Origin of the sequence: Tenacibaculum holothuriorum (genome assembly GCF_002120225.1) — a bacterium.
Lineage (GTDB): Bacteria > Bacteroidota > Bacteroidia > Flavobacteriales > Flavobacteriaceae > Polaribacter > Polaribacter holothuriorum.
The window spans coordinates 504,961-527,124 of record NZ_LAPZ01000001.1 but is presented as its reverse complement, the minus strand read 5'-3'; the positions used below and the strand labels follow the sequence as shown (position 1 = coordinate 527,124).

At 30.4% G+C, this 22,164-nt stretch carries 18 protein-coding genes; 4 read left to right on the top strand and 14 right to left on the bottom strand.

What is annotated here, in order from left to right; genetic code table 11:
- Positions 1-117 precede the first annotated feature (117 nt).
- On the bottom strand, positions 118-1,512 hold the full coding sequence (gene mnmE / locus WH52_RS02485; RefSeq protein WP_086029332.1) for a tRNA uridine-5-carboxymethylaminomethyl(34) synthesis GTPase MnmE: 1,395 nt from the start codon (positions 1,510-1,512) through the stop codon (positions 118-120).
- Between the two features lie 71 nt (positions 1,513-1,583).
- On the opposite strand from mnmE, the gene WH52_RS02480 reads away from it, so the two are divergent.
- Entirely contained in the window at positions 1,584-1,919 is a 336-nt protein-coding gene (locus WH52_RS02480; protein ID WP_086029331.1) for a DUF4870 domain-containing protein, read from the top strand.
- 56 nt (positions 1,920-1,975) lie between these two features.
- On the opposite strand, the gene WH52_RS02475 is transcribed toward WH52_RS02480, so the two are convergent.
- The 4 genes from WH52_RS02475 to WH52_RS02455 all read right to left on the bottom strand — a co-directional run bounded on the left by WH52_RS02475 (position 1,976) and on the right by WH52_RS02455 (position 6,296).
- Complete coding sequence (locus tag WH52_RS02475) at positions 1,976-2,410, bottom strand: DUF4268 domain-containing protein (protein WP_086029330.1); 435 nt, start codon at positions 2,408-2,410, stop codon at positions 1,976-1,978.
- 211 nt (positions 2,411-2,621) lie between these two features.
- Positions 2,622-3,203, bottom strand: a complete 582-nt coding sequence (gene miaE, locus WH52_RS02465) for a tRNA-(ms[2]io[6]A)-hydroxylase (protein ID WP_086029328.1) — start codon at positions 3,201-3,203, stop codon at positions 2,622-2,624.
- Positions 3,204-3,245: 42 nt separating this feature from the next.
- Positions 3,246-5,462 (bottom strand): SulP family inorganic anion transporter, encoded by a 2,217-nt coding sequence (locus WH52_RS02460; RefSeq protein ID WP_086029327.1) that lies wholly within the window; start codon positions 5,460-5,462, stop codon positions 3,246-3,248.
- 6 nt (positions 5,463-5,468) lie between these two features.
- A complete protein-coding gene (locus WH52_RS02455) occupies positions 5,469-6,296 on the bottom strand; it encodes a universal stress protein (protein ID WP_233131503.1) in 828 nt (275 codons plus the stop codon).
- A gap of 82 nt (positions 6,297-6,378) precedes the next feature.
- Between WH52_RS02455 and WH52_RS02450 the strand changes: the two genes are divergently transcribed.
- A complete protein-coding gene (locus WH52_RS02450; RefSeq protein WP_086029325.1) occupies positions 6,379-8,196 on the top strand; it encodes a cation:proton antiporter in 1,818 nt (605 codons plus the stop codon).
- On the opposite strand, the gene dnaX is transcribed toward WH52_RS02450, so the two are convergent.
- The gene (gene dnaX / locus WH52_RS02445; RefSeq protein WP_086029324.1) at positions 8,185-9,867 is read right to left on the bottom strand and encodes a DNA polymerase III subunit gamma/tau; all 1,683 of its coding nucleotides are present in this window, start codon (positions 9,865-9,867) and stop codon (positions 8,185-8,187) included. The genes WH52_RS02450 and dnaX overlap by 12 nt on opposite strands.
- 142 nt (positions 9,868-10,009) lie before the next feature.
- On the opposite strand from dnaX, the gene msrA reads away from it, so the two are divergent.
- Entirely contained in the window at positions 10,010-10,672 is a 663-nt protein-coding gene (gene msrA / locus WH52_RS02440; protein WP_086029323.1) for a peptide-methionine (S)-S-oxide reductase MsrA, read from the top strand.
- Between the two features lie 67 nt (positions 10,673-10,739).
- Here the strand turns inward: msrA and WH52_RS02435 are convergent, their stop codons facing one another.
- From WH52_RS02435 to WH52_RS02405, 8 genes are all read right to left on the bottom strand, one after another.
- Positions 10,740-11,570 (bottom strand): GNAT family N-acetyltransferase, encoded by an 831-nt coding sequence (locus tag WH52_RS02435; protein ID WP_086029322.1) that lies wholly within the window; start codon positions 11,568-11,570, stop codon positions 10,740-10,742.
- Positions 11,571-11,573: 3 nt separating this feature from the next.
- Complete coding sequence (locus tag WH52_RS02430) at positions 11,574-12,107, bottom strand: GNAT family N-acetyltransferase (protein ID WP_086029321.1); 534 nt, start codon at positions 12,105-12,107, stop codon at positions 11,574-11,576.
- A 36-nt stretch (positions 12,108-12,143) separates the two neighbouring features.
- On the bottom strand, positions 12,144-12,299 hold the full coding sequence (locus WH52_RS14850) for a hypothetical protein (protein ID WP_158091346.1): 156 nt from the start codon (positions 12,297-12,299) through the stop codon (positions 12,144-12,146).
- 98 nt (positions 12,300-12,397) lie between these two features.
- A complete protein-coding gene (locus WH52_RS02425) occupies positions 12,398-14,071 on the bottom strand; it encodes an RluA family pseudouridine synthase (protein WP_086029320.1) in 1,674 nt (557 codons plus the stop codon).
- Positions 14,072-14,117: 46 nt separating this feature from the next.
- The gene (locus WH52_RS02420) at positions 14,118-15,890 is read right to left on the bottom strand and encodes an AMP-dependent synthetase/ligase (RefSeq protein WP_086029319.1); all 1,773 of its coding nucleotides are present in this window, start codon (positions 15,888-15,890) and stop codon (positions 14,118-14,120) included.
- 71 nt (positions 15,891-15,961) lie between these two features.
- Positions 15,962-17,734: an AMP-dependent synthetase/ligase gene (locus WH52_RS02415; protein WP_086029318.1), complete on the bottom strand. Its 1,773-nt coding sequence runs from the start codon at positions 17,732-17,734 to the stop codon at positions 15,962-15,964.
- Between the two features lie 38 nt (positions 17,735-17,772).
- Positions 17,773-18,951 (bottom strand): aspartate aminotransferase family protein, encoded by a 1,179-nt coding sequence (locus tag WH52_RS02410; RefSeq protein WP_086029317.1) that lies wholly within the window; start codon positions 18,949-18,951, stop codon positions 17,773-17,775.
- Between the two features lie 9 nt (positions 18,952-18,960).
- Entirely contained in the window at positions 18,961-20,598 is a 1,638-nt protein-coding gene (locus WH52_RS02405; protein WP_086029316.1) for an OstA-like protein, read from the bottom strand.
- Positions 20,599-20,730: 132 nt separating this feature from the next.
- On the opposite strand from WH52_RS02405, the gene WH52_RS02400 reads away from it, so the two are divergent.
- Positions 20,731-22,164: a pyridoxal phosphate-dependent decarboxylase family protein gene (locus WH52_RS02400; protein ID WP_086029315.1), complete on the top strand. Its 1,434-nt coding sequence runs from the start codon at positions 20,731-20,733 to the stop codon at positions 22,162-22,164.

The following is a 22,164-nucleotide window of genomic DNA, read 5'->3' as shown; positions in this document are numbered from 1 at the left end:
TAACTTTTTAAAAGTATTATAAAAATGTTATTTAATGTTAAAAGCAAAAACTTTATTTTCTCATAGTTCGCAGATGTTAAGTAAAAGAAAATAAAGTACTATCAAAGGAAAGAAAATCTATTTTCCGATACAAAAATTACCAAAAATATGCCCTAATATATCTTTATCTACATCATATTCACCAGTAATATTTCCTAAATGACGTAAGCATTCACGTATGTCAATAGCAAATAAATCAGAAGAAATATTAAGTTCAATTCCGTTTTTAACAGATTCTATACTTTCTAAAGCTAAAGTAAGCGCTTCGAAATGGCGAGAATTGGTAACTATGGTTTCATTATTACTTAAAGCTCCAGTGTTTACTAAAGAAGTCAATTCAGATTTTAATTCATCAATACCTACCTTTTGTTTTGCAGAAAGTAAAATTAAATTCTCAATTTCCGATTGCATGATAGAAGTGTCATGGCACGATAAAGTATCAATTTTATTAGCAATAACTAACAATCGTTTGTTTGGAAAACGCTCTTTAACAGCTGTGATTTCTTCTAGAAATAAGTCGCTTGAATAAATATATTTATTTGAATCAATTAAGAAAATAATTAATTGTGCATTTTCAGCCTTTTCATAGGCTTTTTTAATTCCAATACTTTCAACAATATCTTCAGTTTCTCTAATTCCAGCAGTATCAATAAATCTAAAAGCTACTCCGTTAATAATAACTTCATCTTCAATAGCATCACGGGTGGTACCCGCAATGTCTGAAACAATAGCTTTTTCTTCGTTTAATAAAGCATTTAGTAGTGTCGATTTACCAACATTAGGTTCACCAATAATTGCTACAGGAATTCCGTTTTTCATAGCATTTCCAAAAGCAAAAGAGTCAATCAATCTTTTCAATACAGAGGAAATCGTAGCAACTAACTGTTTGAATTTTGTTCTGTCTGCAAATTCAACATCTTCACCAGAAAAATCCAATTCTAACTCTATTAAAGCCGCAAAATCTAATAATTGCGCTCTTAATTCTTTTAGCTCATTAGTAATTCCACCACGCATTTGCTGAATTGCCATTTGATGCGAAGCAGCAGAGTTTGAAGCAATAACATCAGCAACGGCTTCAGCTTGACTTAAATCCATCTTTCCATTTAAAAACGCACGCATGGTAAATTCACCATTGTCTGCCATTCTACATCCATTTTGTAAAAACAACTGAATGATTTCTTGTTGAATAAAACTTGATCCGTGGCATGAAATTTCAACCACATTTTCACCTGTATACGAATGCGGATTTTTAAATATTGATACTAAAACTTGATCTAAAGTAATACCATTGTTCACAATATGACCTAAATGAAGTGTATGAGATTTCTGTTTAAGTAAAGATTTTTGCTTTTTTACAGATTGAAAAAAAGAGTCTACAATTTTTATAGCATCTTCACCAGAAAGTCTAATAACAGCAATAGCTCCAACACCTGCTGGAGTTGCCAAAGCAATAATAGTATCGTTTTGAATCATGCTGCAAATATACGTACTAAGTGTAACAAAATTGATTATTGAGCGTCTATTAAGTACTAACCTTTTTAATTATGACAAAGAACAAAGATTTATTAGTATTAACTCACTTGAGTCAGTTACTTGATTTTGTAACTGGAATTGGTGGATTTATAATCCCGTTAATTTTATGGGCTGTTAAGAAAGATGAAGTTTCAGGAATGGATGAGCATGGAAAAGCCATACTAAATTTTAGAATTTCTATGTTTTTGTATGTACTAATCTGTATTCCGTTAGTATTACTTTTCGGATTAGGATTATTAGGTTTTTTAGTTATTGGAGTGTTCTATTTTATTTTCCCAATAATTAATGCCATTAAAGCTAGTAATAATGAAACTCCAAGTTACCCAATGAGTATACAATTTTTATAATTTGTGTAATATTTGAATTGAAAAACGCCATTTACAAATTTGTAAGTGGCGTTTTTTTATATAGCTTGTTTTATAAAATCTTCGTACTCGTAGTAGAAAAGTTCAAACTTTTCCATGGTTTCAACAAAAAACTCATAACAATCTCTCCATGTATTTTTATTGTGAATACTGAATTTTTTATCGAAAGGAACGTAAATTCGTCTTATAAATTTACCGCTTTCTAACTCAAAAGCATCATCAAAAATAACTTCTGGTAATTCAGCTTCTAGTAATTTGCGAAGAGAAAGCATTTGATCGTACAACAGTTCATTTGCTATTTCTTCGGGATTTTCAAAGTCTAAACAAACTGAAGCTTTCTTTCTATCTGCCTGAAATTTAAAAGAAAATCCTTTTATTTTGGTATTGTATAATAACCACTTTCTTGGAAATGATTTTCCGAAGCTAGTCCAAAATTCTTTGCGTAAACGAGCTGATTCTTCTTTGCTAAACATAAATTAGAGTTTGTTATTCTTTAAGTAATTACTTTTACTACCATCCCAATAACATTTAACACATCTGCTTTGTTGAAATTTATGATTACAATTTTTATAACCATAGAGTTTAAAAGAGCATTCGGGACATAAATTATTTATTTCTGAACTATTTTTATAATATTCAGAATTACATTCAGAACAAATTGAAATTGTTTCTATTGGTTTAAAACTACCCATGCACTTTAGCAATTGTACCTCTGCTTTTCATCATTTCTGCTTCGAAAGCTAACAAATCACTCCATTTTTTATCAACAATCTCTCTGTCCATATACTTTCGAGCGTATCCTAAAAATAAAGTGTAATGATTTGCTTCAGAAATCATTAAATCTTTATAGAACTTAGAAAGTTGTTCGTCTTTCATATTATCAGAAAATACTTTAAATCGTTCACAACTACGAGCTTCAATTAAAGCAGCAACTAATAAACGATGAACTAAGGCTTCTTTTCTGTTAGATGATTTAGGAAAGAATTTTTGTAATTTTAAAGCATAGTCATTTTTTGTTGCTTGCCCTAAAGTCATATTTCTTTCTATCATCACATTATGAACCATTCTAAAGTGTTCCATTTCTTCTATAGCAATGTCACTCATATCTTTTACTAATTCAGTCTCTTCAGAATAGTTTATGATAATAGAAGTTGCATTTCCTGAAGCTTTAATTTCGGCAAAAGCATGATCGGTTAATAGTTGTTCTAAACCATTGGCGGCAACATCTACCCAAGAAGTTTCAGTTTCAAATTTTAATCCTAACATAATATGATTTTATTGGTGCAAATTTAAAAACAAAAATTCGTTTTAATTGCTAGTAGTTACTAGTTTGTTTGTACAAATAATATTCATTAGTCGCAGCCCAAAATCTGCCATAGATTTTATTTCTTTAATTCCTGCCAAACGTTCTTTTCCTATAATTAATAAACCTTGATTGTTTGCTTCAATATGATAATACTTATTACTTTTAAAGAATAAGATTAAGTCATCAGTAAAAAATGATTTTATTTCATTCTCATTTTTTCCTGTTAGATAAAATCGTTTAGAAAAATCTGGATGATTTTCAATAGTTACATCTTTAAACCCAGTAAAGTGATATATGTATTCGAAAATTCCTTCTTTATCTAAGGTAAACTCAGGTGCATTTTCACCTAAATTTATATGCAGCATCGTTGCTTTTATAATTTGTTTTGCAAACAATTCTCCTTCATGAAATTCTATATCAAATAAAGTACAGTTTTCATTGGATAAAATATTCGATACCTTGTTTATTTGTCGAGTTTTAAAGTATCCAAATTCAGGAATTTTACTAACTTCTTTGGCTGGTAATGATTGATATTTCCAACCTAATTCATTACTGATTTGTTGTAATGATTTTTGTCTTTTTGTTAAATTAGTTTTTACTGACGATTCATTTTTAGTAGGAATATTCTTACGCAGTGCAAACGGATGCTCACTGGTAGAATTATGACTGTCTAAACCAATTACTTCAAAATAACCACCTTTTCGTTTAAAAGATTCAGCATAATTATTTAAGTTTTCCATTACTGAATGATCTACAAAATCACATAATGTAAAATCGATAATTGCATCTTCGTTTTCTGGAATTTGATCTAGTTTAGCTTTTAACCTAGTATAATTTATAAAACTAGAAAAGTTTTTAACCGATACATAGTATTTCCCATCTTCTTTAAACATTAAAACGTTAGGTTTTAATAAGTTTCTGGTGAATAAAGAAAGGTTTTTATTAATAACTATATGTATAACAAATGTTGCAAAAATACCAACTAATATACCCGTGATTAAGCTTGTAGTGATTGTAGTTAATAAAGTGATTAAGAAAATTAGTAATTGCTCTTTTCCTATTTTAAAAACCTTTGCAATGTTTTCAGGAGAAGCTAACTTATATCCTGTGTATACTAAAATAGCTGCTAATGCTGAAAGTGGTATTTTTCTTAATTCTGAAGCAAATAATAATATAAAGATTACTAAAAATGAAGCATGAAAAAAGTTTGCTGAACGATTACTTCCTTTATTATTTACATTTACAGAGCTACGTGCAATTACAGTTACAACGTTTAATCCGCCTAAAAAACCACTAATTAAAGTAGCTAAACCAAGAGCTCTAATATCTTTATTAACATTAGATCTTCTTTTTAGCGGATCTAATTTATCTACAGCTTTAATACTTAATAAACTTTCAATACTTGCTATTAAGGTTATTGAAATTACAGCACTTATAAATTCAGTTTGGTATATTTTTCCAAAATCGGGGAAGTTAAAGTTTGAAACCACATCATCTGGAATATTAATTAAAAGTTTTGGATCTATTGGGTATGCATTACTCGAAAACATATCGAAGTAATAAAACATTCCAACACTTAACATAACAATCCACATTGGAGCAGGTATTAACTGAAAATACTTATTACGGATTTTTCCATAGAATATCATAATTAATAAACTAATGATACCAACTGCACCAGCATATAAAGTACTTTGAGAATTTGTCGTAACGTAATTGTATAAACCTTGTGGTGTTTTTAAAACTAATTCAACAATACTTCCTTTAGCATTTAAGTTACCTAGCATAACATGAACTTGTTTTGCAAAAATACCTATACCAATAGCTGCTAACATTCCTTGGATTGCAGATGATGGAAAAAAATCACCTAAAGAACCTAAACGTAAAAAACCTAGTATTATCATTATAATACCAGAAACTACTATTGCAGCGAGAGTATATAAAAAACCTTGATGCATATCACCAGCGCCTAAAGTTGTTATTGCGGCTAAAATTACCACTACTAAACCATTTCCAGGACCAGTAATTGTTACATTAGATCCTCCTAAGAGTGCAACTACAGAACCTCCAATTATAGCGGCTATAATTCCTGAAATAGGTGGTGCTCCAGAGGCAAGTGCTAAACCTAAGCCTAAGGGCAATGCTATTAGAGATACAACAAAACCAGAAAATAAGTTTTGAGGTATTTCACTCATAAATGTCTTAAAATTATTTTTCATAAATCGTTACTTAATTATTAAAACATCGGTTGGTAATTCAGATAGGATGTATTCTAAATCCTGAGGAAAAATTCGATCTAAAATGGTAGTTTTTGAAGGAGCATTCATCACTAATAAATCTGCACGTTTAATTTTTGCATAATGACCAATGCAATAACCTCTTCGTCCGAAAATACTTTGTTTTTTTACAATAATATCTTGAGTATCTATATCATTTAAAATAGAATTTACTCTAAGATCTTCTCGCTCTTTTAATTGTTCTTTAGCTAAGGTATTTTTGCGTAAAGTTTCGTCGTCATTTACCTTAACATTAAGTTCAGATTGACTTATTTCCTCAACAATAGTTATTCGTTTACAATCTAAGTTTTTGGCGAAGGTAAAAGCTGATTTTATAGTTTCTTCAGTTTTTTCATCTTGTAATCCGTTAACTACAATGTGTTTACAAGGAACTCTTTCTGTAGAAGGTTTAATTAACAGTAAAACAGAACAATGGGCTTTTCTAGTAAGTTTCCTAGCAATAGAGCCTACGTAATATTTATAAAGATTTTCTTTTTGAAGCGCACCAAGAACTAATAAATCTATTTTCTCTTTTTTTGAAGTATTTAGAATAACATCTACAGGGTTTCCTTCTTGCCATATGGTTTTAAAAGAATGTTCAGCTTCTGAACTTTCTAATAATAACTCTTGTAATTCAGTTTCTTTACTTGTTGTTTTTTCTCCAACATGTACACCAATTACTTGAGCACCAAACATATTTCCTAAGCGTAAAGCCTCAAATAAGTTGGCTTTTAAATTAGGGGAGAAAGCAATACCAATTAAAATTTTTTTAATCAAAATATTGTTTATTTTTAAGCTTTCGAAGATAGAATTTTATTCTTGTTTATTGAAACATATTTTTTGAATCAAAAACTAAACTATGGTAGAACTTGCAGGCATTATTATTTTAGGAATTTTAGCACAATGGGTAGCATGGAAATTTAAAATTCCAGCAATTTTACCACTAATTTTAATAGGTCTTTTAGTTGGTCCTGTAGCTGCTGAATTTTTTAGTGATGATGGTAGTAAATGGATAGAACCTGTTTGGAATGGAGAGAAAGGATTGTTCCCTGGTAATGGTCTGTTTTATTTCGTGTCCTTAGCGATTAGTATTATACTTTTTGAAGGAGGTTTAACGCTTAGACAGAGTGAAATTGCAAATGTAGGACCTGTAATTACTAAGTTAATTACACTTGGGTCTGCTGTTACTTTTGTAGTTTCGGCTGTATTTGCACACTATATTTTTGGTTTAGGTTGGGAAATTTCTATGCTATTTTCTGGATTAATAATTGTAACAGGACCTACAGTAATTTCTCCAATTTTAAGAAACATACCACTTAAAAAAGATGTTGCGGCGGTATTAAAATGGGAAGGAATTTTAATTGACCCAATTGGTGCTTTAGTTGCTGTACTAGTTTTTGAATTTATAAGTGTTGGAGGAGGTAGTGGATTTACAAAGACAGCTTTATTAGAATTTGCAAAAATTCTATTATTTGGATTAACGTTTGGTTTTGCTTTCGCACATGCATTAATTTTTATTGTAAATAGAAAATTAGTGCCTCACTATTTAATGAATGTGGTTTCATTATCTATGGTATTATTTGTTTTTGTATTATCAGATTTATTTGCACACGAATCTGGGTTACTTTCTGTAGTAGTTATGGGAATGGTAATAGCAAATAGTAAAATTCATAGTTTTGATGAGTTATTGTATTTTAAAGAATCACTTTCAGTTTTATTAATATCAATTTTATTCATTTTACTTGCAGCTAATATGAATATGAGTCAGTTACAGTTAATTTTTAATTGGAATGCTTTATTATTATTTGCAGCTGTAGTACTTGTAATTCGTCCGTTAGGAGTCTTCTTAAGTACTCAAGGTTCTACATTAAAACTCAATGAAAAACTGTTTATTAGCTGGGTAGGTCCTCGTGGTATAGTAGCTGCTGGTATTGCATCATTATTTGGAACTAAGTTAATGAAACAAGGAGTTGAAGGTGCAGAATACATTACTCCATTAGTATTTATGATTGTGTTAGGAACAGTATTATTAAATGCTACTACAGCGCGTTTGTTTGCAAAATTAGTAGGGGTTTTCTTAAAAGAATCTGAAGCGATTGTTATTATTGGAGCATCGGAAGCTGCCAGGGTAATTGCAAAATATTTAGTTGATAACGATAGGAGGGTTGTGCTTTTAGATCAAAATAAAGATTATATTCAAGAGGCTCGAAATAATGGAATTGAAGCAGTAGATATTGATATTTATAACGATAGTTTAGATGATAAGGTTGAATTGAATGATGTAGGATATTTAATAGCTATGACAGGAAGTGATGTAGTTAATAAATATGCAATTACACAATTGTCTGAATTATACGGGGAACATGGATCTTATCGTTTGGCTAGTTCTAATGAAGTAAAGGATAATAAAATTGAAAATGGAGATAAGGTATTTACCCAATTCGATGATTATTATAATTTGAATGAAAGTGCTAGAGATTATCCAGAAATTCATGAGCTGGATGTAAATTCAGAAAAAGATTTTGAAAACAAATTAGCAATGCTTAAAGGAGAGCTAAAATCTATTCCTTTATTTGTTAAAGTAGAAGGTAGACTAGAAGTATTACCTGCATTTAATGTAAATAATGTAAAAGAAAATAGTGCGATTGTTTACCTTGGAAAAAAACTAGAGGTCTAAACCGAAAGTATTTTTAAGCTTTTGAAGTAACGGATTTTTTTCTTTCAGTTTTTCAAACTTTTCGTGGTTGGTATAAGCGAATTTCTTTTCAATTTTTTCGTTTATACTAACTTTTATACTGATACCATAATTATTAAGATGCTCTCTTAAATATCTAAGCAACTTTGGCTGTGCCTTTTGTAACTGACTCGCCATTAATTTACTAGGTAATGTAAAAAGTATCTCAAAATTATTTGAAAGTTTAGGCTGACCAGCAGTTAAAATAGACGCTACACTACGCTCACCACCATCATATAATTTGAAATAGTATTTCTTCCAAATATTATCTAGCTGCTCTTGATTAAATGGTGTTCTTGGATGATTATCATAGTTCTCCTCTAAATCTACTTCTTTTTCAACCTGTTTTTCGTGAACACTCTTTAAGGTAAGTGAAGAAGATCTTCTACGAACTCCTTGTAAACGAGGTTTAGGAGTAGGCTTTTCTTCAGTTTTAACAACAGGTTTACTAACTTCTTTTTGTGGTTCAACTTTTACAGCTTCCTTTTTAATGGTTGGAGATAAGGCTGTGAAAAAAGTTGCAGGAATTATGTAGTTGCTAGATTTTTTTTTTGCTCCATCAAAAGTGATAGAGGCAATTTGCATTAAGGTTAATTCAACAAGTAAGCGTTGGTTTTTACTTCCTCTGTACTTTAAATCACAATCGTTTGCTTTGTCAATAGCGGGGAGTAAAAATTGCATGCTTGCTTTGGCAGCTTGTTCTAAATATTTCTTTTTAGTATTATCACCAACTTCTAAAAGCGGAATTGTAGCAGCATCTTTAGCGACTAATAAATCTCTAAAGTGACTTGCTAATCCGTTAATAAAATGATGTCCTTCAAATCCTTTAGATAATACAGTATTAAATGCCATTAATACTTCTGGTATTTTATTTTCTAACAATAAGTCAGTAATATTAAAATACACATCGTAGTCTAAAACATTTAAGTTTTGAGTAACAGCTTCTCTTGTTAAATTATTACCAGAAAAACTTACCACACGATCAAAGATAGAAAGTGCATCACGCATAGCACCATCGGCTTTTTGAGCTATAATATGTAATGCATCATCATCAGCAGTAATATTTTCTTTTTCACAAATAATTTTTAAATAGTTTTTAGCATCTAAAACTCCTATTCGTTTAAAATCAAATATTTGACAACGAGACAATATCGTTGGTATAATTTTATGCTTTTCGGTAGTTGCTAGTATAAAAATAGCATGAGCTGGTGGTTCTTCTAAAGTTTTTAAAAAAGCATTAAAAGCAGCTTGTGAAAGCATATGAACCTCATCAATAATATATACTTTATATTTTCCTGTTTGTGGCGGAATACGAACCTGATCGGTAAGATTACGAATATCATCAACCGAGTTGTTTGAAGCGGCATCTAATTCAAAAATGTTAAATGCAAAATCTTCATCACCATTGGTTGCATCTTCTTGATTAATTCTTTTAGCAAGAATACGAGCACAAGAAGTTTTACCAACTCCACGAGGTCCTGTAAACAATAAAGCTTGTGCTAAATGATTGTTTTTTATAGCATTTTCTAACGTATTGGTAATAGCTTGTTGTCCTACAACATCTTCAAAATTTTGAGGGCGATACTTACGTGCAGATACTATAAAGTGTTCCATTAATTTCTTTAAGTTTACAAGAGCAAATGTACATATATGCACTTTTTTTTACAAGCAATTATCTTAACGAATTCTTAAAGTTGTAAACAATTGTATGAATATAGATTTTGTTGCGACGAATTGAGCATAAAATCTAAAATCGATGAAATACATAAAGCCTATTTTCTTATTGTTAGTTGCTGCTGCATTTTTTTCTTTTACGAACTATTTTTCTAAAGATGGTTTTCAACCTAGTACAGATTCAGAATCCTTATTAATTAAGAATGAAAATTTAAAAGTAGCCTATTTCGCAAGTGGATGTTTTTGGTGTGTTGAAGCTATTTTTGAAAGCGTTAAAGGTGTAGAAGAAGCTGTTTCTGGTTATGCGGGTGGGCATACTAAAAACCCGACCTATCAAACAATAGGTAGAGGAACTACAGGACATGCAGAGACTGTTGCTGTGTATTATGATCCTAAAAAAGTAAGCTTTGAAACTTTGGTAGATGTTTTCTTCGGATCTCACAATCCGACTACAAAAAATGGGCAACATCCCGATTATGGAACTCAATATCGTTCAATTGCGTTTTATACAAATAATAAGGAAAAGCAAATAATAGATAACACAATTAAAAAGCTAAATAAAGAGATTTATAAAGGAAAAATAGTTACTGAAGTTAGTAAGTTAACTAAATTTTATCCTGCTGAGGAGTATCATCAAAATTACGAGCGTTTACACCCAAATAACCCATATGTACAAAACGTTTCGATACCAAGATTAAATAGATTTAAAAAGAAGTTTCCTAGTATATTAAAAAAGAATCATTAGAGGAAGTTAGGTTTATATAGTTATATTTATGCAAAAGCTCCTTAAACAGATTAGTTTAGGAGCTTTTCTATCTTAAATTTAATTCCATTTCATACTGATTTACTGTGTTTTGAAATCCAATTTCTTTAAGAAATTTTATTTTTTCTATGAGTCGATTATCTACATTATTAGTTTTGATATTAGAAGAAATTTGTTGAATCATAGAAAATAACCCATACCAATTCTCTGTTTTTTGAGGCTCATATGTATCAAACTGTGCTAAATAATTTAATTCTGAATTAATGATAAAATATCCAATCTCTTCATAATTTGACATTACAGAAAAACACTGATAATTACCGTTTATTATAGTTTCTTTTTGATTGTCCCATGAGTAAAATTCTTGATTAGGAAGTTTTTTCCAATCTATTTCGTTTAAAGGTTTTTCTGATAGTTGGTATTCAGTTTTAGTAGTTAAGTTTAGACTTCCTTTATAACAATAGAATGTTTTACAAACTTTAAATCCAATATTTTCATAGGTTTTTAGAGCTCTTGTATTTTCTGTAATTACTTCTAATGTACTTTTTTCAATATTATATTTTTGTAAATTTTCTAAAGCATATTTATAGAGGAGTTTTGTAATTCCTTTTCCGCGATAATTTGGTATTACTCCTGTACCAGTGTTATAGGCTATTTTAGTATTGTTTCTAACATCTACGGCATGTAAAATAAAACCAACGAGTTGATTTTTATCAAACATTCCGTAGGATAATTCAAAATTAACATTAGCAGCTTTCCAACGATTTCTATAGTAATTTTGATCATCTGTTGGCATCGGTACAAAATAATTAGAGAAAGCTTCTAAGAAACATTCTATAATATCTTCAAAGTTTGTATTAGATAAGTTTTGAATAATCATAGTTTAAGCTTCAGTAAATTCTTTAGGATAGACTACAGTTCCAGATATATTCTTTAAAGAATCATTTACCAATTCTATAGCCATAGCGTTTTCTTTAGGTACATCGAAAGGAAGCTTAATATTAAATGTGTGAAGTTGTTTATATCCGAATTTGGGATAATAATCTTCATGTCCTATTAAAATTATTGATTGATGTCTTAACTCTTTTGCTATTTCATGTGCTTTTTTAATTAATAAACTTCCAATTCCTTTTTTATGATATTCTGGTAATACAGAAACAGGGGCCAATGCTAAAGAATTAAATTCAGTTTTTTCATTTATAATTTTGATTTTGGTAAGTAAAATATGACCTATAACTGTTTCGTTATAAGTGGCTACCAAAGACAATTCTGGAATATAAGAAGTAGATTTTCGTAATCGTTCAACTAAAAAATGCTCTTTATGATCGCTAAAAGGTACAGTTTTAAAAGCTTGTTCAATTAGGTTAAAGACAGAAGTGTAATCAGTTTTATTTTCTTGTCTAATAAGAATATTCATAGGCTATTTCAATAAATAAAGCCTAAAGTTAAAGAATTAAGAGATAAATATTAAATATAAAATGGCAGATAAAGTAAAGATAATTGCCGCCCAAGCAGAAACACTTCTTAAGTTGGTGTAGAGCGCTATTTTATTTTCTAACTCTTGTAGTTGAGAGGTACTTGTTTGGTTTTTATTAGACTGCATCTTCATACTAATAACATTACGTAGTTTGGTTAACTCAAAGTTAAATGAACTTCATAAGCTATAGTTGCGGAGATACCATGTTTAAATTGCGGATTTCCGTAAACTTAAAAAGGAGTTGGTATTGTAAATTCTAGTTCTAATTTTGTTCTAGGGTGAAGAAACTGAATTTTTTCAGCATGTAAATACAATCTATCTAATTTTTTCCCATACAAATCATCACCTAAAATAGATGTATTTAACCCTAAATGATGTGCAGCATGCATCCTTAATTGATGTGTTCTTCCTGTAATAGGATAAAAGTTAATTTTAGTTTGATTGTTTTTAACTTCAATAACATTCCATTTGGTTAATGCTTTTTTTCCATTTATAAAGCAAACCATTTGTTTGGGTCTATGATGAAAATCAACTTTTAAAGGAAGGTTAATACTTCCTGAATTTTGATTTATAACACCATCCAAAATCGCTATATATTGTTTCTTTATAGTTTTGTTTTTGAATTGTTCTTGAAGATGTTTATGACTTTCTTTTGTTTTAGCAATGAGTAAAACTCCAGAGGTAGACATGTCTAAACGATGAACAATCATTGGTCCTGTTGCTTGTGGCCAAAGCTTTTTTACTCTAGTTTCTACCGAATCTTTTATTTCGGTTCCAGAAACAGTAAGTAAATCATAAGGTTTATTAATTACGGCTAGTTCCTCATCTTCATAAATTACTTCAATTGTTTTAGGAGTACTCAATTCTTTATACAAAGGATTTTCTTCTACACTCATTCCTTGTAGCATGTGCGTTAAAATAGGTTTGCATTTTCCTACACAAGCACCATAATAAAAACCATGTTTTCTTACGGAAGTTTGTAAAGGTTTTCCCCACCAAAATTCTGCCATACAAATAGGAGTGAAGTTATGCAAAAAAGCATATTGAAGTAATTTAGGAGCACAACAATCTCCTGCACCTGCTGGTATATTTTGTTTGGTATTCTTAAATATATCTAACAGATTTTTGGCTTCTCTCTTAGAATTTAAAAAATTATAATGCTTAAATATTTCCTGTTGAACCCAAGCCGATTTTTGAGCTCTTTCTTTTTTTAGTGTATCAATTTTTGATTGATAAAAATCTAATTGAACTTTTAGAGGATGTAACTTTTCATCTAAATAAATCTCATATTCTCTCAAATAGAAACTCTCGTTAATCTTTAATTGATTGTTTTTCTCCTGTAAAACTTTTATGTTTTGTTGATTCTTTTCTGAATTGAGTCTTGTTTTATATTCTTTTTTTCGAAGCTGTTGACGGTGTTTAATTTTGTCTTTTTCAACTTGTAGTAATTGTAAATATTCATTTTCTGTTGAAGAAAACTTTTCTTTTAATGATAAAAAGGAAGAGTTGTTTTCAAGAGTTTCTATTTCATGATTTATAGAATTTATCTTGTTTTCAGTAATTCTATAAAATCCTTTTTCATCTAAAACATCAAAAACTGGTGGTACAAAATTGTTGTGTTGAGTACTATCGGCTAATTTTCCGGAAAAAGCAGCTAAAAAACCAAGTTCATTTTGAGTGTTTTTTACAACTAGAACACCTAACATTTTGCCCAAAGCATTTTTGTTAGTAGGATTATTTATACCAAAGTTATGTTCAAAATCAGTTTGATTTTTTAAATATTCTTGAAGCTGTTTTACTGCTATTTCAGCTAAAGGATGTGGAGTATAGTTATAAGGAAATGTAAACTCTTTTGGAAGTTCAATTTCAGAAATATTGTGTTTGAATAGGTGAAATTTAGACATCTGTATAGAAAGAAAAAGTGCTGCTTACGCAACACTTTTTAGCTGATTAACAATCGTATATTTTATTGTATAGGTCTTTGTAAATTTCTTTGATGATTTTTCGTTTCATCTTCATAGTAGGAGTAAGATGACCTCCGTCAATAGACCATTCTTCAGGAGTTAACTCAAACTTTTTAATTTGTTCCCACTTACCAAACTTTTTGTTACAAGTATCTACTTCCTCCTGTAATCGTGCTATTACTTTAGGGTTGGCAGCAATATCTGCATTGTCTCCTAAAGAAATATTATGACGCTGTGCCCATTCTTTTACAAATTCAAAATTTGGTTGAATAATAGCAGCAGGCATTTTTTCTCCTTCACCAACAACCATTACTTGTTCTATAAAGCGAGATTGTTTTAATTCACCTTCTAATAATGGTGGTACTACATATTTTCCTCCTGATGTCTTAAACATTTCTTTAGTACGTCCTGTAATTTTTAAGAATCCATCTGCATCAACCTCTCCTTTATCTCCTGTATGGAAATAATCTCCACTCATTACTTCAGCAGTTTTTTCTGGATCTTTATAGTAACCCATTAATACATTAGGACCTTTTACTAAGATTTCACCGTCTTCTGCTATTTTCACTTCAACACCATCAATAATTCTACCAACAGTTCCAACTCTAAACCCTCCATTTCTTTGATCATTTACAGAAATAACAGGTGAAGTTTCAGTTAACCCATAACCTTCCATAACTGGCATACCGGCAGCAGCAAATACACGTGTAAGTCTTGCTTGTAAAGCGGCAGAACCTGATACCATTAACTTTAATTCTCCTCCTAAAGCAGCTTGCCATTTAGAGAAAATTAATTTACGAGCTATACCTAGTTTTTTCTCATACCACCATCCGTTTGCTCCATATGGTTCGTACTCTAATCCTAAATCAATTGCCCAAAAGAATAGTCTTTTCTTAATACCAGTTAAGTCAGTACCTTTTGCATAGATTTTATCATAAATCTTTTCGTACAAACGAGGTACAGCAGTCATTACATGAGGCTTAATTTCTTGTGCATTTTCACTTAACTTCTCAATAGATTCTGCAAAATAAATAGAAACTCCACAGTATTGATATAAGTATAAGATCATTCTTTCGAAAATATGGCAAACAGGTAAGAAACTTAATCCTCTTTCTTCACCATACACTAAAGGAACACGTTTATTACTACTTAAAACGTTAGAAACGATGTTGTTGTGAGAAAGCATCACCCCTTTTGGTCTACCAGTAGTCCCCGAAGTATAAATTAATGTAGCTAAATCTTCTGGTTTAACAGCATCTTTTCTAGCTTCTACTTCAGACTGATTACTTTCGTCTTTACCTAAATCTAAAACTTCTTGCCAGTTTTTTTCTCCTGAAATATCTTCAAAAGTAAAAACAGCTTTTAGTTTAGTATTTCCTTTAATTTGATTTAGTTTTTCTAAAATATCGGTATCAGAAACAAAACAATAAGTAGCCTCGGAGTGATTTAAAACGTATTCGTAATCTTCTTTTGAAATTGTCGGGTAAATAGGAACATTTTGAGCTCCTACTTGTAAAATACCTATATCACAAACATTCCATTCTGTACGGTTGTTTGTAGAAATTACAGCAATTTTGTCGTTTGGTTGAACACCTAAGCGCAATAAACCACGGCTAATTGCATTGGCTTGATTGATGTATTCTTGAGTAGATAAAGATTTCCACTCATCATTATATTTGGTGGTTAAAGCTTTATCTAAATTGTATTTTTCTAGTTGGTAATAGGGAAAGTCAAAAAGACGTTTAATTTCAATCGACATATTTCAAATTTTTGGGCTTTGCAAAGTATAAAAAATAGCTCGATTGTACAAGTCTTATCTTATGTGTTGATTTATTGTGAATTATATATTTTTTCGTACAAGTTTTGATATTTTTCTAAAATTATTTTGCGTCTCATTTTCATTGTGGGAGTTAAATGTCCATCTTCAATAGTCCATTCATCTGGAGTAATTTCAAAACGCTTAATTTGTTCCCACTTACCAAATTTCTTATTATAATAGTCTATTTCTTTTTGAACACGATCTATAAGCTTTTCATCAGAAGTAATATCTGTAATCGTATGATGATGTCTTTTTGCCCATTCTGAAATAAAATCGGGTGCGAGTTGAATAAGAGCTGCAGGCATTTTTTGACCTTCACCAATAACCATAACTTGTTCTATAAAGCGAGATTTTTTTAATTCGCTTTCTAATACAGCAGGAGCAATGTATTTACCTCCAGAAGTTTTAAAAATTTGTTTCTTTCTATCTGTAATTTTTAGGAAACCTTGATCATCAATTTCTCCAATATCACCTGTGTGTAAAAATCCGTTTTGTATGGTTTTATTGGTAAGTTCTTCATTTTTATAATAACCTTTCATTACAATTGAACCTTTTACAAGAATTTCCCCGTCTTCTGCAATTTTTACTTCTACATCATCTAAAACTCTTCCAACTGTTCCTATTTTAAAGCCATTGTTTCTTAGATCATTTACAGTAATTGCTGGTGATGTTTCTGTCATCCCATAACCTTCGTAAACAGGAATTCCAGCAGCTGTAAACATTCTAATTAAACGAGGTTGCATTGGGGCACTACCCGCAAGCATAAATTCTAAATGATTACCCAGAGCCTCTCTCCATTTTTTAAAGACTAACTTTCTAGCAATACTAAGTTTAAATTCATACCACCAACCTTTTTTTCTGTATGGTTCATATTGCTCTCCAAGATTCAATGACCAAAAGAAAAGTTGTTTTTTAATGCCTGATAAATTGCTTCCTTTGTCTACAATTTTGTCAAAAACCTTTTCTAAAAGCCTAGGAACTACTGCCATAAAATGAGGCTTGATTTCTTTTAAATTGTCTCCAATTTTTTCGATGCTTTCAGCAAAATGAATTTCAAAGCCCATTCCTTGACAATAATAAGAAGCTGCTCTTTCAAAAATATGACAAATAGGAAGATAACTAATTACTCTTTTATTATGTCCCTGCAAATCCAAACGATTGCTAACAGCTATAATATTATCAACTACATTTTTATGCGATAACATAACACCTTTTGGAGTTCCTGTTGTTCCAGAAGTATAAATTATAGTAGCCAAATCTTCTGGTTTTACTTTGTCTTTGTAAGAGTTTAATTGTGGAGGATATTCGTTATTTCTATCAGTGTCTAAGAAAGCATTCCAGTCGTAATCTGTATCAATTTCTTCAAAAGTAAAAACTCCTTTTAATTTCGTTTGCTCTTTTACATTGTTTACTTTTTCTAGTAATTCATTGTCAGAAACAAAACAATATATACTATCGGAATGATCTAAAATATATGCATAATCTTTTTCAGAAAAAGTAGGGTAGAGAGGTACATTTATAGCGCCAATTTGCATAACACCAATATCTAAAATATGCCATTTCGGATTGTTATTCGTAGTAATTACAGCAATTTTATCACCAGCTTTTACTCCTAGTTTTAATAAAGCACAACTTACTTTTTTGGCAGTATCTACATATTCTTTTGTAGATATACTGTGCCATTGATTATTATTTTTATAAACTAATGAATTTTGTTGCGGATGATTTTCTAACTGATAATAAGGGTAATCGAACAAACGACTAATTTTTCCAGATGTATGCATAAAGGGTTTGACTTTGGCATAAATCTAAAAAAAAATATTTAACTCTTATTTAAAATCTCTAATATGATATTGCATCCTTCTTGCAATTCTTCGTCAGAAATTGTTAATGGGGGAGTTATTCTAATCGCTTTTCCTTCAAATAGTAACCAGAAAAGAATTAATCCTTTGTCTAAAGATTCTAAAATAACTTTTGAAGATAATTCAGGAGACTCTACTATTAATGCAAGCATTAAACCTCTACCACGGATTTCTTTTATTTTAGGATGATTTTTAAAAGCATTACGAATAATTTTTTCTTTTCGTAATGTTTCTTGAATTAAGTTACTCGATGTAATTTCATTTACGGTAGCTAAACCAGCAGCAGCAATTACAGGGTGACCACCAAAAGTAGTTATATGACCCAATTTTGGATGCTCTTTCAAAGAATTCATAATTTCATAGGAACTGATAAACGCTCCAATAGGCATACCACCACCTAATCCTTTTCCTGTAATAACAATATTTGGAGAAACATTGTAGTTTTCGAATCCCCAAAATGTTCCTGTACGTCCAACACCTGTTTGTATTTCGTCAAGAATAAGTAATGCACCTACTTCTTCGCAACGTTGTTTTACTTTGTGTAAATAACTGTTTGTAGGTTCAATAAAACCAGCTCCTCCTTGAATAGTTTCTAAAATAACCGCAGCGGTTTTTGATGTTATTTTTTCTAGATGGTTTTCGTTATTGAAATCAATAAATTTTACACCAGGTAATAAAGGTCTAAAAGGACGATTTTGTTGTTCAGCACCACAAACACTCATAGCTCCTTGCGTATTCCCATGATAGGCGTTTTTAGCAGCAATAATTTCACTTTTACCAGTAAAACGTTTTGCTAATTTTAAAGCGCCTTCTGTAGCTTCAGTTCCTGAATTAACTAAATAAACGGAGTTTAAATTTTGTGGAGAATTTTTAATCAACGCTTTACACAAATCGAGTTGTGCTTGTTGAATAAACTCTCCATACACCATTACATGTGTATATTTTTCTAACTGATTTTTAATGGCTTCGTTTATTTTAGGGTGATTATGCCCTAAACTATTAGCCGATACGCCAGCAACGAAATCTAACATTTTTTTTCCGCTTGCATCATAAATATAACTTCCGTTAGCGTGAGAAATTTCTATAGCTAAAGGATGTGGAGTAGTTTGTCCTTGGTATTTTAAAAAATCAGTTTTCAAAGTAAAGTTTTATTTGTCTCCTAAATTTTTAATATCAAATTTAGCGCGAGGCTTTTTTTGAGTTTCGTCTATAAATTGCTGTTTAGCTTTTTTTACGACCTCAGGAATATTAGCTTTTTTTGATTTTGTCTTTGTATTGTCTTTAACAAAAATATCTTCCATCGTTAAAGGTTGTTCATCTCCTCGCCATAAAAAACCACGGAACTTTCGTTCTGTTTCTGGAAATTCAGAGGGAGGAAATGTTTTTCCCTCCGTTTTTTTGAAGTATTTAGTTTCTTCAATTTCATTGTCTTTTAGTGTAAACTCAATATCACTTGCTATCTCTTTGGTAATGGTCTCTAACTTTTGAGTATCTTCATTTCTGTTGAAATATAAAGACTCTGCATTACCTTTTACAAGCATTGTTTTTAAATCGTTTTTTTCGAACTTTCCGTAAATATTTCTACCTTTGATTTGATTAAAATTGTCTTTAGCTAAAGAATCTTTTTGAATAATAAAAGCGTTTAAAAGCACTTTTAGAGAATCTAATTTATTTGTTTCTTTATTATTTAATAGTTGAATGCTATCTCCTGTAATTTGACTTTTTCCAGACCATAAAATAGGATCCTTAAACATACGAGTAACTCCTGTTTCTTGGCTAGAATGAATAGAGTCACATTTTCCTTGTAAGTTTTCTTTAAAGATTTTTACATTGTTAAAAATGCGTACTATTCTTTTCTCAGGCTTTCCTGTAACCAAAATTTTATCACCATGAACGTACATAGAATCTTTATCCATTACAGAAATTGAAACAGCTCTTTTAATGATAAATAAAGAATCTTTTAATTCATATAATTCAGCATAATTACCTTTGGTAACCATATTTTGTACTGTGTCTATTACCTTAATTCTGTTAGTGGCTGAAGCAAAACCTTTTCGTTTGTCGTAGTATAAACTATCGGCAGATACGGTTCTATCTTTTAAAAATAGTTTTGCATTTTTTACAAAGTAAGAGACGTCGGTATTTGTATCGTAAAAACCTCTTTCGGAATATACTTTTGTACTATCTTTTAAATTAGTTACTGTACTTGGTCCGTATAAATATGCTAACTGAGAGTTTGTATAATAATCTAAATGATCTGATTCTAAAAAATTATCTGGGTTCACAACAGTAACATTGGTTGTAGCTGAGAATTTTTTGTCTTTTAAATAATAGGTTCCTTTGTTACTTTTTAAGGTGTTTTTTTTGTCTTTAATTGTTCCGTGGTTGGGGTAATACAAAATTTGTTCAGTTCTATTAAAATGCAAAGTATCCGTTTTTAATTGCATTTCTTTATCATTAACTTCAACATTTCCCCAAGAAGTTGCTTTTTTAGTATTACCATTATAATTAGCAAAATCACTGTATTGAATTATACTATCACCTTGCTCAATCACAACTTCGCCAACAGCTTTAAATAAGTTTTTGTCTTTGTAATACAACGCTTGCTTACAATCTAAAGTAACACCTTCGTGTCGCATTTTAACATTACCAATTAATATCTGAGCTCCTGGAAATTTTTCATCACCAAAAATGGTTTGCTCAGAAGAAAGAATTTTAATTTGCTTTGTTTGTGCTTGAAGAGTTATAAAACTTAGTAAAGAAATTAGTAACAAAAAATGCTTCAAAATAATATGTTTTAGAACGCAAAAATAAAGAAAAGAAAAAATTAAGTTCTTAATAAAAAAATAAAAAAAGAAGAGCAGCTAAACTAAAGCGAATCCGTAATTTTGCCGAATTAATTTTTTTAAATAAAGTATATGAGCGCTCATTTTGATTTACCGTTAGAAGAAATGAAAGCTTACGGTTATAAAATAGTAGATTTAATTGCTGAGCATTGGGCTACGATGGAAGAAAAGAAACCTGTAACTTCTGCAACAAGAGAAGAAATGGATTCTATTTTTTTACAAGAAGCTCCAGAAAAAGCAACTCCAGCAAATGAAGTATTAGATTTTGTAATGGATAATGTGATGAAGTATAGTAACGTTATTTCACATCCAAAATCATATTCGTTTGTTCCAGGACCAAGTAATTTTGTTAGTACAATGGCTGATAGTTTGGCTACTGGATTTAATATTTTTTCTGGAGGATGGATTGTATCTCCAGCTGCTGCAGAGTTAGAAATTGTTACCATGAACTGGTTATTAAAAATGTTCAATTTTCCTGTGAAAAAGGGAGGAGGAATCTTTACTAGTGGTGGTTCTATGGCTAACTTAACAGCTTTGGTTACTGCTAGGAGAATAAAGTGTGGAGACGACTTTTCGAAAGCTGTTATCTATTTATCTGACCAAGCGCATTCTTCGAATATTAAAGCGATTCGTGTTCTAGGATTCAAAAAAGAACAGATTCGTATTTTACCTACTGATATTGAATTCAGAATTAGTATCAACAAATTAAAAAATGCAATAGCTAAAGATCGGTTAGAAGGTTTACAACCTTTCTGTTTTATTGCTTCTGCAGGAACAACCAATACAGGTACTGTAGATCCGTTAGATGAAATTGCAGATATTTGTGAAGAAGAAAATTTATGGTTTCATGTTGATGGAGCTTATGGTGGAGCAGGAATCTTATCTAAAAAAGGAGCTAGAGCTTTAAGAGGAATAGAAAGAGCAGATTCATTAACTGTCGACCCTCATAAATGGTTTTTTCAACCTTATGAGATTGGATGTTTATTAGTGAAGGATTCTTCTTGGTTAAGTAATACTTTTAGTGAAAAACCTGAATATTTAAGAGATATTGAAGGGAATGAGTCTGAAATTAATTTTTACGATTATGGAATTCAGTTAACGCGTAGATTTAGAGCTTTAAAGTTTTATATGTCTATAAAAACATATGGATTAGAAACCTTTAAAAAAGCAGTTACTTATAATATTGATTTGGCTGAGGAAGTTGAAAGAATGTTACGTAAAAGTAGAAATTGGGAAATTATTTCTCCAGCGACTTTAGCGGTTATTAACTATCGATATAATCCGATTGGATTAAATTATTCTGAAAAAGAAATTGATGCGTTGAATCAAGAAATTTCAAAAAGAGTAATGGAGTCGAAAGAAGCGTTATTAGTAACTACCATTTTGAATAAACAAGTAGTTTTACGAATGTGTTTAATAAACCCAAAAACTACAATTGAAGATGTTAGAGAAACATTTTTACTATGCAATAAGTTTGCTGAAGAGATTTTAGCAGAAAAGAAATAA